Source organism: Maledivibacter halophilus (assembly GCF_900167445.1).
GTDB lineage: Bacteria > Bacillota > Clostridia > Peptostreptococcales > Caminicellaceae > Maledivibacter > Maledivibacter halophilus.
This window is the reverse complement of the sequence record NZ_FUZT01000009.1, coordinates 109,731-124,810: the sequence shown is the minus strand read 5'-3', so window position 1 is coordinate 124,810 and position 15,080 is coordinate 109,731. Positions and strand designations below refer to the sequence as shown.

Genomic DNA, 15,080 nt, shown 5'->3' with positions numbered 1-15,080 from the left:
AAAATTTTAAATCATTTTGAATAAAAGTAAAGGTATGACTCCTTTAAGAATCATACCTTTACTTTCTATCTTTCATAAGCTACATTATTCTACTATGTAGCTTTTTTAAGTTCTCCCTCTTCCACCAATTTCTCCTCACCACTTTTTCCCTTAATATTAGCTAAATAAACAGAAGTAACTACTAAAGCTCCACCTATTATATGATATATCCCTATTTTTTCCTTTAGTATAAAATAGCTGCTTACTACTGTTATAACAGGAATAAGATTTAAAAATAATGCTGTAGTAGAGATACCTAAATGTTCCATCGCATAAACATATAGATAATAGGCTATTGCTGAACAGAATATTCCTAAGAATAGAAGATTTAATATTATCACATTATTTACCAGACTCCATTTTGCTGTTTCTACAAATATAGAGGGGATTAAGACCGATGTTCCAAACAGGGTTTGAAAGTATACAATAGATATTTGAGAATATTTTTTATATAAGGGCTTTGTTGCAATGCTATAAACAACCCAAGCTATAACTGCTCCAAACATCATTAAATAACCCTTAAAGGAATCTGAAGAAGCTAAAGAACTATCATAACCTACTATAAAATATACACCTATAAAGGACAATATAACACTAATAATTTTCTTATTTGATAGTTTAGTCTTGAAAACTATTACCTCAGCAATCAATACAAATATTGGAATAGCAGCAACTATTATTGAGGCCGAAGAAGCTGATATAAACTGAACAGCACTATTCTGAAAATAAATAAATGCACTTACCCCAGAAGCCCCTGACAAAATAAACATAGGTATATCTTTTTTATCTAATTTCTTTTCTTTTTCTTTAATCATATAAATAATCGATAATACTAAAGATCCTATTAAAAACCTAAAAAAAGTCATAGTCATTGGCGGTATAACATCAACTATAACTTTTACACTCAATAAAGATAGTCCCCATACTGTGGATGTTATCATTATAGCAATTAGTGACAAGGTTTTTTTTGATTCCATATTAAAATCTCCTTATTTAAAATTCATTCCTGTTTTAAATCATTAATCAATCCCATCATAGCCATAACATAACCATATATACCAAAACCACATATTTGTCCAATGCATCCTGGAGCTGTTACAGATCTTTTTCTAAATTCCTCCCTTGAGTTAACATTGCTAATATGCACTTCCACCGAAGGAATATCAACTGCCTTTAGTGCATCTAGTATAGCTATACTATAATGGGTATAAGCAGCTGGATTGATTATTATTCCATCATATTTGCCATAGGCCTCCTGTATATGATCCACTAATTCCCCTTCAATATTACTTTGAACAATATCTATATTAAGCTTTAATTTTTCCGCTTTCTCTTTAAGGTATTTGCACATTTCTTCATAGTTAATTTTACCATATATATGCTTTTCTCTTATTCCCAAAAGATTAATATTAGGCCCATTTATTATTAATATTTTCAAAGGCTTCAACTCCTCTTGGCAAGGTAGTCTAAAGACTTCCTGCCAGTTATAAGTTTCAAATTCTAAGTATTAGGGTATTCCTTAGAAAGCTTAGTTAGAAATAATTCTTATAATTTTTTCTACTACAGCTTCTAAACTCCCCTCATTGAGCACTTCATGATCTGAGTATTTTTTATATAAATCAATTCTTTCCTTGTAAAGCTTATGAAGTTTTTCCTTTCCATCCTTTAATAGTGGCCGTCCATCTGTTTCTATATCTGATATTATATTTTCTAATTTTCTATTAATAAATATAATTATACCACTTTTTTTTAGCAATTCCATATTTTCGTTAAATTTTATTACTCCTCCACCTGTAGATATTACAAATCCTGACTTTTGACTAATTTGTTCTACTGCTTTACTCTCTAATCTTCTAAAATATTCCTCACCATTATCTTTAAATATATCTGGAATACTTCTTCCTTCTTTTTCTTCAATATAATGGTCAATATCACAAAAACCAATATCTAATTTTTTTGATATAAGCTTCCCTATGGTTGTTTTGCCACAGCCAGGCATACCTATGAGAACTATGTTAACATCTCTATTCTTCATGATTTATAACCACCCTGTATACTAAATTTATCTTAATTTTTTTATTTCCTCATATATTTTCTCAATCACTTCACTGCTAATTTCAATATCATTCCAAAGCTCCTGAGCCTTTACAGCTTGCCCTACAAGCATATATAGACCATTTACTGATTTTATTCCCTGATCTTTAGCATGTTTTAAAAATAATGTTTCTACTGGATTATAAATCAAGTCAACAGCTGCCTGAAATTTTGATATATCATCTCTACTTACTGGACAATTTTCCACCTTTGGATACATACCAGATGGTGTACAATTAATTATCATATCCTTATCACTTATTTTTTTAAAGTCATCATAAGATATAACTTTATAATTTTTAAGTCTTTCCTTGCTTTTTCTTATATTTCTACTTACAAAAATAATATCCCTTATTCCTTTATCAAGTAAATACTGTAATACAGCTTTAGAAGCTCCTCCCGTCCCTAGAATAACTGCTTCTTTGTTTTTAATATCAATATCATACTTATCCAACATAATACCAAAGCCAAAATAGTCGGTATTATATCCTATTGTTTTATTTTCTTTAAAGCAAATGGTATTTACAGCACCTATTTTTTTAGCTTCATGAGACAAATCATCTAAGTACTCCATAATATTAACCTTATAGGGTATAGTTACATTTACTCCTCTAGCACCTATAGCCTTTAATCCGTAGATTGCCATCTTTAAATCCTGGCTTTTCACCTCAAACAAATCATAATATCCTTCTATATTAAGCTCATTAAATATTATTGAATGTATAGCAGGAGAAAAACTGTGCTTCAATTTTTCTCCTATAAGCCCAAATAAATTGCTCATCCTATCCCACCTATCATATTTATTAGCACTAAGTCTCTTACTAGACCCCAAAGACTTGACCCTTACAATTATTAATTATCCATTATACGCTATGTTCTTTATAATTACCTAATAACTGAAAATAACTGCTGCTTTTTTCAATATCTTCAATAGATTGTTTTACTGAGTTATTATTAAGATTTCCACTAAAGTCTATATAGAAGAAGTATTCCCATGACCTACCTATGATTGGCCTGGATTCAATTTTCATCATATTTAAATTATTCTTAGCAAAAAATCCTAAAATCTTATATAGTGCCCCAGGAGTATGGGAGGTTGTAGTCACTATACTAATTTTATTACAATCATTATCTATAGTAAGATTTTTCCCAATTATAATAAATCTAGTATAATTACTTTTATTACAATTTATATCTCCTCTAATTATTTCTAAATCATATAACTGAGCTGCTTTTTCACTACAAACTGCCGCCTTTGATCTCGATTGCTCCTTACCAATATATTTAGCACTTATTGCAGTATTTTTATATGGTATTAATCTTATATTAGGATAATCCTTAAAAAACTCTCCACACTGCTTAAATGCTTGAGGATGGGAATATACTTCTTGAATTTCATGGAATTTTGTATTCTTCATTGCAGCTAAATTATGCTGCACCTTTATACATCTTTCTCCAATTATATAAAATCCATATTTTCTCAAAAGGTCATATACTTCAGAGATTCCTCCAGTAGAAGAATTCTCTATTGGAAGCACTCCATAATCTATTTTATCCTTTTTAAGGGCTTCAAACACATCTTCAAATTCCCTTACATTATGTGTACTTACATTGCCTTTAAAATACTGTGTCAATGCTTCCTCACTAAAGGATCCCGGCTCCCCTTGATATCCAACTCTTATATTGACAGGGGACGGTTTGACAGGGGACGGTTCTTTGTCAAGTTTCTCCATGACAAAGAACCGTCCCCTGTCATCACTTAAATGTTCTTTTTGGATATCTCGGCTTATTTCCATAAGTTTATTTAAAAACCTTTCAGTGGATTTTTCAAATCTTTTATTTTTTAATCTTAAAATATTCTTTTTTAAAACTTCTATTTCTCTAGCTTGATTAAAAATTTCTATATTATTCTTCTCTTTATATTTTGCAATTTTTAAAACAGTTTCCATTCTCTTTTCAAATGAAGCCACTATCTCTTTATCTACTTTATCTATCTCTCTTCTTAGATTTTCTAGCTCATTCATATTAATCCACCCTTTTCCATCATCAGATCAATTAATGCCACGGCACATACTGCTTCAATTACAGGCACTGCCCTAGGTACTATACATGGATCATGACGTCCTTCTATTTCTATCTCTGTATTTATACCTTTTTCTATATCAACTGTTCTTTGAAGCTTACCTATAGAAGGAGTTGGCTTTATAGCTACTCTAAATATTATTGGCATCCCGTTAGTAATGCCTCCTACTATTCCACCGTTATTATTGGAATAAGCACTTATTTCTTCCTTCCTTATATAAAGCTCATCATTGGAACTGCTTCCCTTCATTTTTGTTATATCGAAGCCTGCTCCAAATTCTACGCCCTTTACCGCTGGTATTGAAAAAAGCAAATGGGAAAGTTTACTTTCTACAGAATCAAAAAAGGGTGATCCGATACCCCTTGGAAGATTTACTACCGCTGCCTCTATTACCCCTCCCACTGAATCCTTTTCTTCCTTTATTTTCAATATATAATCCTTCATTTCTTTTCCCTTTTCAGGGTCAATTACAGAAAACTCTTTACCTGTAAGCTCCTTTAATAGTGAAGCTTCAATATTCACTCCATCAAAGGATCTATCCTCTATATCACCTATACTTTTTATATGACTTCCTATTACTATATTTTTATTAGATAAAATCTGCTTTGCAATAGCCCCTGCAAATACTAATGGAGCTGTAAGTCTTCCGGAAAAATGACCTCCTCCTCTATAGTCATTAAAGCCTGAATATCTGACATGACCTGTATAATCTGCATGCCCCGGCCTCATTATAGATTTAGTAGCTTCATAGTCTCTGGACCTCTGATTAGTATTATATATAGCTGCCGATAGAGGGGTTCCTGTGGTTCTTCCATTAAAATATCCACTTAAAATTTCATAATTGTCTCCTTCTTTTCTGGGAGTTGCTGTTTTACTTCTTCCTGGAGCCCTTCTTTTCATTTCTTTACTGATATATTCATGGTCAAGCTTTATCCCCGATGGCAAACCATCTATAACTATTCCTATGGCTTTACCATGGGATTCTCCAAAAATAGATAATTTTATATTTTTACCCCAAATACCGCTCATCTATTTTACCTCCTAGTCCCGCAAAATCTCTCCAAAAACTCGGATAGGATTTATTTACTGCATTACTGCCAGTTATTATTATAGGGTCAATACATTTAATAGAAGCCACTGCCAATGCCATGGCAATACGATGATCATTCCAGCTATCTACCACTACTCCACCCCTTAAATCTTCTTTACCCTCAATAATTAACCCATCCTTTAGTTCTTTTACATCTGCTCCCAGTTTATTCAGCTCAGTAGATATTGCCTTTAATCTGTCGGATTCCTTTATTCTAAGTCTTTCTGCATTAATTATCTTTGTGGTCCCTTTGCTCACAGAACCTAAAACAGCAAGTATTGGGACTAAATCCGGACACTCTGAAGCATCTATTACAATCCCCTTAGTTCTTGACTGATTTACTTCAATTAAATCTTCTTCTATTTGAATTTTTCCATTCATTTTTTGAATTATATCCAATATAACCTTATCTCCCTGAAGAGAATCTATTCTTAAATCCTTGCATTTAATATTTCTTCCTAAAATCCCAGCAACTATCCAAAAAGCTGCCTGGGAAAAATCTCCCTCTACTCTATAGTATCCACTTTTATACTGCTGATTTCCCTTTATATTAAACTCTTTATAATCATTATTTTCGATTTTTATATTAAACTTTTTCAATATATCCAAGGTCAAATCAACATATCCCTTGGACTCTAGCTCAGTTGTTATCTTTAAGGTGGAATCACCATTAAGTAATGGCAGCACAAACATAAGACCCGTTATAAACTGTGAACTTATATTGCCATCAATCTCAAAGGTTCCAGGCTTAAGCCTTCCCATTACTTCCAGCGGCAGTTTACCTTTTTCATTTTTATACTTTATATTCTGTTTATCGAAAATCCTATAATATGGGTCTAAAGGTCTTTCTACAAGTTTGCCTCTGCCGGTGAAGGTTATTTTATCACCTGTGAGCCCTGCAAAGGGTATTAAAAATCTTAGGGTTGACCCGGATTCTTTACAATCTATATTTTCATCTAGGACCTTAAGATTAGCATTTCCTTCTAATTTAACACAATATGTTTCTTTATGGGCCTGTGTTTCTATACACTGAACCCTTGTCCCTAGAGACCTCATTCCCTTTAATGTTGCTTTAATATCATCTGAAAATATCAAATTATCTATATTACTTACTCCTTCAGCTAGTCCCCCACATATTATGGCTCTATGACTCAGGCTTTTTGACGGAGGAATATTTATTTCTCCAAAGAGATCATTAGGATAGATTTTAACAGTATTCATATACCAATCCCCTTTCAAATATACAGCTTTACATCTTTTCTATCAATATTCTTTATGAAAGCATTACCTATTTCCTTTAGCAGTACTATATTCATTCTATCGCCTTTATTCTTCTTATCAAGTTTAACAGCATTTATAATTTCTTCCTTTTCTATATCAGGCATTTCACAGGGTAAATTATATTTAATAAGTATTCTTTTGATTAAATCAGATGTTTTATCTTTTGTTATGTTCATTTCCACACTTCTCCTTGTAATATTGTACATCCCTATGGCCACCCCTTCTCCATGGGTATATGTTTTATATCCAAAGCTTTTTTCCACTCCATGACCTATTGTGTGTCCAAAGTTGAGAAGCATTCTTTCTCCATTATCCTTTTCATCCCTCTGAACTATATCTCTTTTAACAGTACAGCATTTTAATATTATTTCTTCCATATTATTAGAAAGTTCCTCTTCGTTTTCAATTGTCATTAATCTTTCAAACAACTCTTTATCCCTTATACATCCATATTTTATTACCTCAGCCATCCCATCATATAAGAATCTTTTATCAAGAGTTTTCAATAAATCCGGATCTATAAATACTGCCTCAGGATGATAAAAGCTGCCTACGAGATTTTTCCCACGGGGTAAATTTACTGCAACCTTTCCACCTACACTGCTATCTATCTGGGCTAAAAGAGATGTAGGTATCTGTATAAATGGAATTCCCCTTAGCAATGTAGAAGCCACAAAACCGGCTAAATCTCCAACTACTCCTCCACCAAAGGCTATTATCATATCTCCCCTTGTTATTTCAAAGTCCAATAATTCTTCATAGATTTCCTCAGCTGAATGTAAAGATTTGCTTTTTTCTCCAGGTTCTATTACAATGGTCTTAGTCTGAAAATCATATTTATTTAATATCTCAATTATTTTTTCGCCATATAACCCTTCAACATTTGAATCGGTTATTATGGCTATTTTTTTATTTTTATATATTTTTCTAATCTCTTTACCTATATTATTTAAAATTCCCTTTTCTATTAATATAGAATACTTTTTTTGTGGAAGGTTTACCTCTAATATTTTCATGATTTAAATCAATTCCTCCCTTTTAAGACTTCCCTTTTCAAATAGAGCTTTTAAAGCATCCCTTTCATTATCTATTATAGCCCTTTTTATATCACCTAGTCTTTTTTCAAAGCTCTCTATTTGAGCTAATACATTTTCACCATTATTAATCAATAGCTCGGTCCAAAGATCACAATTTATTCTAGCCACCCTTGTTGCATCTTTAAAGCTTCCTCCAACAAACGAATTTGTATCGCATTCTTCATCACTATTAATAAGGGCTGTGGCCATTATATGGGGAAGCTGACTTGTATATGCTATAATCTCATCATGCTTTTGGGGAGTAATTTTAATTATTCTTTTAAAACCAATTCTCCTTATAAGTAATTCTATTTTTTCTATATTTCCCCTGCTATTTTTATTGGTAGGAGTTATTATATAATTGGCACCTTTAAAAATTTCCTTTGATGCAAATTCAAAGCCTTTATACTCTCTTCCAGCCATTGGATGACCACCAATAAATTCTATGTCTTTTCTTAAAACCAAATCAACCTCTTTTATTAATCTTTCCTTTATACCTGCTGTATCAGTTATAATTGCTCCCGATTTAAAGCTATCCATGTTTTCTTTTATAAACTCCAATGTTAAATTGGGATATAAACATATTATTACTATATCAGAGTTTTGCAAAGGAGTTTCAGGGTCAGTATATCCTTTATCAATTATTCTCATATCTTCAGCAGTCTTTATGACATTTGTATCTATATCAACTGCCCAAAGATTTTTAATATTTAGTTCTTTAAGGGCCATTGCAAAGGAGCCACCAATTAGTCCCAATCCTACTATAGTAATATTAAAGTCTATCTCACTCAATACAACCACCCCATTATATTTCTTTATTTTCTATTTCTGCCATTCTTTTTAATATATCCATTAAAGATTTAAATCTTTCGGGTTTTATTGATTGCTGCCCGTCACATTTTGCATTTGCCGGATCATTGTGAACTTCTACCATTATTCCATCTGCCCCAACTGCTAAAGCTGCCTTAGCCATAGGTTCAACTAACCACCATAATCCTCCTGCATGACTTGGGTCTACAATTACAGGCAAATGACTTTTTTTCTTTATTACTGGTATTGCACTAAGATCTAATGTATTCCTTGTATATTTTTCAAAGGTCCTTATTCCTCTTTCACAAAGAATAACTTCTTCATTTCCCTCGGACATTATATATTCAGCAGCCATTAATAATTCTTCAATAGTGGCAGACATGCCTCTTTTTAATAATACAGGCTTCTGTGTTTTACCAACTTCCTTTAACAAATCAAAGTTTTGCATATTTCTGGCACCGATTTGAATTACATCAACATCCTCTACAAATTGTTCTATTTTATCCGGTGACATGAGCTCTGTAACTATTGGAAGTCCTGTTTTCTCCCTAGCTGCCTTTAAAAACTCCAGTCCTTCCTCTCTAAGTCCCTGGAAGCTATAGGGTGAAGTTCTAGGTTTGAATGCTCCACCTCTTAAAAAGGAAGCTCCACTTTCCTTAATATCCTCTGCAATACTTATGATCTGTTCTTCACTTTCTACTGAACAAGGTCCTGCTATTACAGAAAATTTATTCCCACCGATTTTTTTATCCCTTACCTCTATTACAGACCCTTCAGGACAAAATAATCTATTTGCTTTTTTATATGGTTCTTGTATAAATATTAATTTTTCAACATTTCTATTTGCCTGTATCTGGGATGGGTCAATTCTACTTGTATCTCCTACAAGTCCAAGCAAATGATAATTTGCCCCTATTGATTCATGAATTTCACATCCTAAGCTCTCCATTTTTCTTTTAATTTTTTCAACCTCTTTTTCTTCTACATTGGATTTCATAACAATCATCATATTAAAATCTCCCTTCTTTTGATAAATAATATTAGTATTTGGAATTATCTATTTATTTTTTAAAATAAAAAAGAAGACTCTTATAATGAGCCTTCTTGGTTTACCAAATATTTGATTTATAAAGGTATAATCAACTTACACTGTATGCCTTTATATTATTGGGTAAAAATTTATTCACCTTATACTCATTAGAAAGGTTTTTACATATTCTTTTGCAAAACAAATAACTAGCGCTAAAATAAAAGTAAAAGAAATAGCCCCAGCTAAAGTAATAAAAGCTATAAAATTGTTTTGCATTTTCCTTTCTAATAAGATTTTCCATCTTTTTTGCCTCCAAAATTTATTATTAAGAATTTTTTATGTTGAAACTGATTATATCAGATAGATATCATAAGTCAATGATTTTTTTGAAAATATATAAAATATTTTATTATATAAAATTTTTTAATAATTCATACAATCGAATAAATATACTTCTATTTAAGGGTTAATATTAGCAATAATTTGTTTTTTTATTCTAATTTTAAAAAATCACTTCCCTTAATAAATACAAAATCTATTAAAGAAAGTGACTTTATTATGATAAAAATTTTGAGCATAAAAATAAGCAGCTCTAAGACGCCTTAAAGCTGCTTATTTTTATATATCATGTATATTGCGGGATTTACAATTTTTCGAAAGACTACATCCACTGCAACCTGAGCACCCTTCACCTTTTACTTCTCTTTTGAGACCTTTTACAAGGGCATAGCCTCCATACCCCAATACCAATGCTGCAAGAACAAAGGTAATTATACCTCCCATAAAATCATCTCCTTAAAGTCCAAATAAAGAACCTATTTGGAATACTAGCATAGCAGCTACCCATGCCAATATAAATTGATATCCAACTAAAAAACTGGTCCATCTCCATGAGTTAGTTTCTTTTTTGAAAGCACCTATAACTGCAATACAAGGAGTATAAAGCAGTGAGAAAACCATAAATGCATAGGCACTAAGGCCTGTAAAACCTACACCCTTAAGAGCTCCTACGAATCCTGCAACATCACCTTCCATAGCTGCTTCTCCTACTGCTTCTCCTAATCCATATATAACAGCCATACTGCTTACAACAACTTCTTTAGCTAATAATCCTGTAATAAGTGATAATGTTGCTTCCCAGGAACCAAAGCCTAATGGTTTAAATATAGGTCCCATAACTCTTCCAATGGAAGCTCCTATACTATCACCCATTTCAGCCATTCCGGTAAAATTGAAATTCAATATAAACCAAATAACAATGGAAGCAGCAAATATAATAGTACCTGCCCTTAAAATATATCCTTTAACCCTCTCCCAAACAAGAGCTCCTGTTACCTTTAAAGTCGGTATTCTATATGAAGGAAGCTCCATAATAAAGGGTGATGATTGCCCTTTAAAAATAGTTTTCTTAAACACAAGTGCCATTATAATAGCAACTATTATACCTAGAACATATAATGACCAAACAACAGTCCCTTCATTCCCAGGGAAAAATACACCGGCAAACAATATATAAATTGGCAGCCTTGCACCACAGGACATAAAGGGTGCCACAAGCATTGTTGCTAATCTATCTTTTTCATCTTCAAGGGTTCTTGTACCCATAATTGCTGGAACTGTACAACCAAAACCCATTAACATAGGTATAAATGCTTTACCGCTAAGCCCTATTTTTCTCATTGCCCTATCCATTATAAATGCAACCCTAGCCATATATCCACTATCTTCAAGTAAAGCTATGGCAATGAATAGAAATACAATATTAGGTAGAAATACTAATACTCCACCTACACCTCCAATTATACCGTCTACAATAAGAGACTGAAGCCAGCCAGCAGTACCTGCTGCCTCAAGTGTCGCTCCTACTGATTCTCCAAGGGCTCCAAACCATCCATCTATCATATCAAGAAATATATTACCGATATTAAACGTAAACCAAAAAACAATATACATAAGTCCTGCAAAAATAGGAAGTCCTAATAATCTATTTGTAAGCACTTTATCAATTTTATCTGATGTTGTTAACACGTTATTCTTTGGCTTCTTGACTACATTAGAAAGGATATTAGTAATATAAGTGTATCTTTTATCAGCAATAATCGCCTCAAAATCCTCTTCAGAAGCATTTTCATCTGAAACTGCTATTTCATCATCTGATTCAAATTTATCCTTCATACCAAGAAGCTCCAACACAGCTTCATCTTCTTCTATAACCTTTACAGCAAGCCATCTGAGATTATATTTTGAAACACCTGATCTATCTTTAATCATAGACATTGTCTTTTCAATTTTATTTTCAATTTCTTTTCCATAATTTACTTTAAAAGGACTATATTTAATTTTTCCCTTGGCTACATCAACAGCAGCATCTAATAATTCTTTTATTCCCTTATTTTTAGTTGCCACTATAGGCACAACCGCTACACCTAATGACTTGGATAATTTATTATGGTCAATTTTATGACCTCTTCTTTCGGCAATATCCATCATGTTTAATGCTATAACAACAGGAATACCAAGCTCAATTAACTGCATTGAAAGGTAGAGATTTCTCTCAATATTAGAAGCATCAACAATATTTATAACAACCTCCGGCGATTCCTCTACTATATAATTTCTAGCTATCATTTCTTCTATTGAATAGGGTGATAGACTATATGTACCCGGTAAATCAACAGCTATTACATCAATATTTTTATGCTTAAATTTCCCTTCCTTTTTCTCTACAGTAACCCCTGGCCAATTACCAACAGAATGCCTAGCTCCTGTTAATCCATTGAAAAGTGTTGTTTTACCGCTATTGGGATTACCGGCTAAAGCTATCGTAATACTTTTAGACATATTTATTCCCCCTTATTTGAACATGAGATTCATTATCATTAACTAATCAAAAAAAATTATTCCATTATAATATTTTTAGCGTCTTCTTTCCTTAAAGACAAATTATATCCCTTTACTTTAACTTCAATTGGATCTCCTAATGGTGCTATCTTTTCAACATAAACTTCTGTCCCCTTAACCACACCCATATCCATAAGACGTCTTCTTACAGCCCCTTTACATTTTATCATTGCTATTTTACCACTTTGTCCCGGCTTTAAGGCTTTTAAAGTTTTTTCCATAAAATTACCTCCTAAACATATACGATTTAATTATATCCATAAAATACTTCGGGTTTTAGCCCGAAGATTATTTGATATCATATTCTAAGCAATATCTACTAATATCTGGTGAGCCACCATTCCTCCTAAAACTAATCTTGATCCTCTTACATCTAGTATAAATGCACCATTATTATTATTTGATATAACACTAACCTTAACTCCAGGGGTTAATCCCATATCTTGTAATCTCTTTTTCATCTTAGGTCCCCAGTTAATAGCTTTCAATACAACCTCTTGGCCTGGACCAGTCATAGCTAATGGCATATAAATCCCTCCCACATGATTATGTGAATTATAAAACATAATTATTGATATTGATTATCATTGCTATTTTATATTATATATTAGTTATACATTATTATCAATACTATTTATTATATTTTTAACGACATTTTTTGCAAATTCCATTAATTTCTATAATCATTTTTTTTATAAATACGTCAGTATTCCTTTTATGTATTGCACTAATAATATTAGAATCTTCTATTTCTCCAAATATTTTAGCTCCACATTTTTCACATATCATTAAATAGTAGTTATTACTTAATAGTTGGAATCTCCTTGTTCCCTTGTTAATAGTACAACAATATATCTTTTCAGCTTCAACCAGCTTATTAATTGCTCTAAATACTGTTCTTTTACTCATAACTTGTTTCTCTTTATTTATTTTTGTTAAAAGCTCCCTAGTATCGAAGGTTTTAAAAGGATTATATTTGAAGATTTTATATACTATCATATTACTTTTGGATGGACTATAACTATTTACTAATGTTGACATATTGTTCACTCTCTTTAATTTTTCTTTTGAAATTCAAATTCTTAGTCTAATTGAGGATAATATTATCCTATGCAATTATCTCAATTATTAACTACATTTCATTTCTATTAAAGCATTTTCCAAAGTAGTAAGGCTGCTATTATGCAATCTTAAATTGGGTATGTTTTTTTTCTTAGAAATTTTCATTGTTGTATTTACTAATTTATGGGATACAACATCTGTAAAAGTAACTATATAATCGGGATTACCTATTCTTTTCATTAAATCTCCCTTCATCTTGGTAAAAACCTTTACTCGACATCCATGTTTTTTACCTGCATCCTTATAAATTCTTTCCATTCTCTCGTGTCCACCTATTATAACTACACTCACAATATTTCACTCCTTTCTATTTGATAACGATTATCATTATTATTTATATTTTATCATATATATATTCATTGTCAAGAAGATATGAATATTACCCATGTGGATACAGTCATTAAAATAATAAGGTTAAGCTTTCCATTACCTAAAATCCCAATTAAAACCATAATATAAATAAAGGCTGGAAAGGCCATGAAAATATCAAATATTCCTAATGCTATTTTATCAGTTCCTAAAGGATATGTACTGCTACTTTTTTTAAATCTCATATTTATATTGTTCTCATAGGGATCGTTTGGAGCAATATAAGGAGCTAATAAAGCTGTAAATATAATTATGATTATTAAGAATAATGCTAAACAGATTTTTTTTACTCATAATACTTCATTACTCTCCAAAAGTCTTTTATTTATTCTCACGACTATTACTTCTGCAGCAATACTACAAATCGAGAAGATTATAGCTGATAACACAATAAATGCAACAACAACTGGAAAATCTCTGTCCTTAATAGCGTGGAAGATATTCATCAATATAAAAGCTATCAACGTTATGCATAAAAATATAATGAATTTCGATATAACCTTTTCTACAATGAAATTTCTTATAGCTAACACCTCCTCTTGAACAGTTTAAATGATACCGATTATCATTTGCCACTCTTTAAAGAATTCTTTTGATCCCATAAGGAATTTTTTTCTTTACCCATAATCCCTATCTTGAATATGTTTTTATCATTAAAATAGAAAAAGAGCTGCCTAAAGTGATTTCAAAATCACTTTAGGCAGCTCTTTTTTTCAAAACTGTACCTGTTATTAGAAATGATTCTTTACCATTTCATTTACTTTTACCATAAAAGCCTTAACTATATCCAGATCATCATCCTCTAATCCCTCTAAAAATTGATATATATTTTTATCATTTACAAGATGAAAGGTATTATGAGCTTCGTAGGCTTCTTTGCCTCGCTCAGTAAGATACAAACATACCCGCTTCCTATCAGATGGATCTTCTTCTTTACGTACAAAACCATTCCTTTCTAACTTAATTATGGTCTTTGATACAACTGCACGGGTAATATTAAAGTGCCTAGCCAGCTCAGATATATAAATACCTGAATGATCGCCAATTACTTTAATCATATGGATTTCACCCCTGTAAAAGACCATATCATCTCCAAAATCCAAAATCTTTCTTTTCCCATTGGCTACTACTTCAATTAATTCTAAAAATTCTCCCATTATTTCACGAGTTTTATCCTTCATATAA

Annotated in this window: 19 protein-coding genes and 1 pseudogene; all 20 read right to left on the bottom strand. The window is 31.6% G+C overall.

The genetic code is table 11. The features are described from left to right. Positions 1–92 precede the first annotated feature (92 nt). The 20 genes and pseudogenes from B5X81_RS17345 to B5X81_RS17250 all read right to left on the bottom strand — a co-directional run bounded on the left by B5X81_RS17345 (position 93) and on the right by B5X81_RS17250 (position 15,076). Positions 93–1,016 (bottom strand): DMT family transporter, encoded by a 924-nt coding sequence (locus B5X81_RS17345; protein ID WP_079493436.1) that lies wholly within the window; start codon positions 1,014–1,016, stop codon positions 93–95. 23 nt (positions 1,017–1,039) lie between these two features. After that, positions 1,040–1,477 (bottom strand): type II 3-dehydroquinate dehydratase, encoded by a 438-nt coding sequence (aroQ, locus tag B5X81_RS17340; protein WP_079493435.1) that lies wholly within the window; start codon positions 1,475–1,477, stop codon positions 1,040–1,042. 90 nt (positions 1,478–1,567) lie between these two features. Beyond that, on the bottom strand, positions 1,568–2,074 hold the full coding sequence (locus B5X81_RS17335) for a shikimate kinase (protein ID WP_079493433.1): 507 nt from the start codon (positions 2,072–2,074) through the stop codon (positions 1,568–1,570). A 27-nt stretch (positions 2,075–2,101) separates the two neighbouring features. After that, positions 2,102–2,914 (bottom strand): shikimate dehydrogenase, encoded by an 813-nt coding sequence (aroE, locus tag B5X81_RS17330; protein ID WP_079493432.1) that lies wholly within the window; start codon positions 2,912–2,914, stop codon positions 2,102–2,104. A gap of 82 nt (positions 2,915–2,996) precedes the next feature. Then, positions 2,997–4,157, bottom strand: a complete 1,161-nt coding sequence (locus B5X81_RS17325; RefSeq protein ID WP_079493430.1) for a chorismate mutase — start codon at positions 4,155–4,157, stop codon at positions 2,997–2,999. Continuing rightward, a complete protein-coding gene (gene aroC, locus B5X81_RS17320; RefSeq protein ID WP_079493429.1) occupies positions 4,154–5,245 on the bottom strand; it encodes a chorismate synthase in 1,092 nt (363 codons plus the stop codon). Before aroC ends, B5X81_RS17325 begins: the two co-directional genes overlap by 4 nt. Next, positions 5,226–6,527 (bottom strand): 3-phosphoshikimate 1-carboxyvinyltransferase, encoded by a 1,302-nt coding sequence (gene aroA / locus B5X81_RS17315; RefSeq protein WP_079493427.1) that lies wholly within the window; start codon positions 6,525–6,527, stop codon positions 5,226–5,228. The genes aroC and aroA overlap by 20 nt, the downstream gene beginning before the upstream one ends. A gap of 14 nt (positions 6,528–6,541) precedes the next feature. Further along, complete coding sequence (gene aroB, locus B5X81_RS17310; protein WP_079493426.1) at positions 6,542–7,603, bottom strand: 3-dehydroquinate synthase; 1,062 nt, start codon at positions 7,601–7,603, stop codon at positions 6,542–6,544. A gap of 3 nt (positions 7,604–7,606) precedes the next feature. Then, on the bottom strand, positions 7,607–8,455 hold the full coding sequence (locus B5X81_RS17305; protein WP_079493424.1) for a prephenate dehydrogenase: 849 nt from the start codon (positions 8,453–8,455) through the stop codon (positions 7,607–7,609). A 13-nt stretch (positions 8,456–8,468) separates the two neighbouring features. Further along, positions 8,469–9,482: a 3-deoxy-7-phosphoheptulonate synthase gene (gene aroF / locus B5X81_RS17300; RefSeq protein WP_079493423.1), complete on the bottom strand. Its 1,014-nt coding sequence runs from the start codon at positions 9,480–9,482 to the stop codon at positions 8,469–8,471. A gap of 639 nt (positions 9,483–10,121) precedes the next feature. Beyond that, the gene (locus B5X81_RS17290) at positions 10,122–10,286 is read right to left on the bottom strand and encodes a FeoB-associated Cys-rich membrane protein (protein WP_079493420.1); all 165 of its coding nucleotides are present in this window, start codon (positions 10,284–10,286) and stop codon (positions 10,122–10,124) included. 12 nt (positions 10,287–10,298) lie between these two features. Next, the gene (gene feoB, locus B5X81_RS17285; RefSeq protein ID WP_079493418.1) at positions 10,299–12,344 is read right to left on the bottom strand and encodes a ferrous iron transport protein B; all 2,046 of its coding nucleotides are present in this window, start codon (positions 12,342–12,344) and stop codon (positions 10,299–10,301) included. 56 nt (positions 12,345–12,400) lie between these two features. After that, positions 12,401–12,625, bottom strand: a complete 225-nt coding sequence (locus B5X81_RS17280) for a FeoA family protein (RefSeq protein ID WP_079493417.1) — start codon at positions 12,623–12,625, stop codon at positions 12,401–12,403. 84 nt (positions 12,626–12,709) lie between these two features. Beyond that, the gene (locus B5X81_RS17275) at positions 12,710–12,931 is read right to left on the bottom strand and encodes a FeoA family protein (RefSeq protein ID WP_170917481.1); all 222 of its coding nucleotides are present in this window, start codon (positions 12,929–12,931) and stop codon (positions 12,710–12,712) included. Positions 12,932–13,049: 118 nt separating this feature from the next. Next, complete coding sequence (locus B5X81_RS17270; protein WP_079493414.1) at positions 13,050–13,445, bottom strand: transcriptional repressor; 396 nt, start codon at positions 13,443–13,445, stop codon at positions 13,050–13,052. An 87-nt stretch (positions 13,446–13,532) separates the two neighbouring features. After that, on the bottom strand, positions 13,533–13,817 hold the full coding sequence (locus B5X81_RS17265) for a DUF2325 domain-containing protein (protein WP_079493412.1): 285 nt from the start codon (positions 13,815–13,817) through the stop codon (positions 13,533–13,535). 71 nt (positions 13,818–13,888) lie between these two features. Further along, positions 13,889–14,080, bottom strand: a complete 192-nt coding sequence (locus tag B5X81_RS17260) for a hypothetical protein (protein ID WP_079493411.1) — start codon at positions 14,078–14,080, stop codon at positions 13,889–13,891. A 6-nt stretch (positions 14,081–14,086) separates the two neighbouring features. Next, positions 14,087–14,155: pseudogene (locus B5X81_RS28840) on the bottom strand (hypothetical protein); the annotation flags it as partial. A gap of 30 nt (positions 14,156–14,185) precedes the next feature. Then, positions 14,186–14,341, bottom strand: coding sequence for a hypothetical protein (locus B5X81_RS27890; RefSeq protein WP_208985081.1), 156 nt, complete (start codon positions 14,339–14,341; stop codon positions 14,186–14,188). A 285-nt stretch (positions 14,342–14,626) separates the two neighbouring features. Next, entirely contained in the window at positions 14,627–15,076 is a 450-nt protein-coding gene (locus B5X81_RS17250) for a MarR family winged helix-turn-helix transcriptional regulator (RefSeq protein WP_079493408.1), read from the bottom strand. Between the last annotated feature and the right edge of the window lie 4 nt (positions 15,077–15,080).

Bases quoted from the DNA above. Each gene is read 5' to 3' on its own strand.
- B5X81_RS17275 (WP_170917481.1), bottom strand. From the start codon at position 12,931: ATGCCATTAGCTATGACTGGTCCAGGCCAAGAGGTTGTATTGAAAGCT.
- B5X81_RS17260 (WP_079493411.1), bottom strand. From the start codon at position 14,080: ATGAGATTTAAAAAAAGTAGCAGTACATATCCTTTAGGAACTGATAAA.
- feoB (WP_079493418.1), bottom strand. From the start codon at position 12,344: ATGTCTAAAAGTATTACGATAGCTTTAGCCGGTAATCCCAATAGCGGT.
- aroC (WP_079493429.1), bottom strand. From the start codon at position 5,245: ATGAGCGGTATTTGGGGTAAAAATATAAAATTATCTATTTTTGGAGAA.
- B5X81_RS17270 (WP_079493414.1), bottom strand. From the start codon at position 13,445: ATGTCAACATTAGTAAATAGTTATAGTCCATCCAAAAGTAATATGATA.
- B5X81_RS17290 (WP_079493420.1), bottom strand. From the start codon at position 10,286: ATGGGAGGTATAATTACCTTTGTTCTTGCAGCATTGGTATTGGGGTAT.
- B5X81_RS17345 (WP_079493436.1), bottom strand. From the start codon at position 1,016: ATGGAATCAAAAAAAACCTTGTCACTAATTGCTATAATGATAACATCC.
- B5X81_RS17325 (WP_079493430.1), bottom strand. From the start codon at position 4,157: ATGAATGAGCTAGAAAATCTAAGAAGAGAGATAGATAAAGTAGATAAA.
- B5X81_RS17250 (WP_079493408.1), bottom strand. From the start codon at position 15,076: ATGAAGGATAAAACTCGTGAAATAATGGGAGAATTTTTAGAATTAATT.
- aroB (WP_079493426.1), bottom strand. From the start codon at position 7,603: ATGAAAATATTAGAGGTAAACCTTCCACAAAAAAAGTATTCTATATTA.
- B5X81_RS27890 (WP_208985081.1), bottom strand. From the start codon at position 14,341: ATGAATATCTTCCACGCTATTAAGGACAGAGATTTTCCAGTTGTTGTT.
- aroE (WP_079493432.1), bottom strand. From the start codon at position 2,914: ATGAGCAATTTATTTGGGCTTATAGGAGAAAAATTGAAGCACAGTTTT.
- B5X81_RS17280 (WP_079493417.1), bottom strand. From the start codon at position 12,625: ATGGAAAAAACTTTAAAAGCCTTAAAGCCGGGACAAAGTGGTAAAATA.
- aroA (WP_079493427.1), bottom strand. From the start codon at position 6,527: ATGAATACTGTTAAAATCTATCCTAATGATCTCTTTGGAGAAATAAAT.
- B5X81_RS17335 (WP_079493433.1), bottom strand. From the start codon at position 2,074: ATGAAGAATAGAGATGTTAACATAGTTCTCATAGGTATGCCTGGCTGT.
- aroF (WP_079493423.1), bottom strand. From the start codon at position 9,482: ATGATGATTGTTATGAAATCCAATGTAGAAGAAAAAGAGGTTGAAAAA.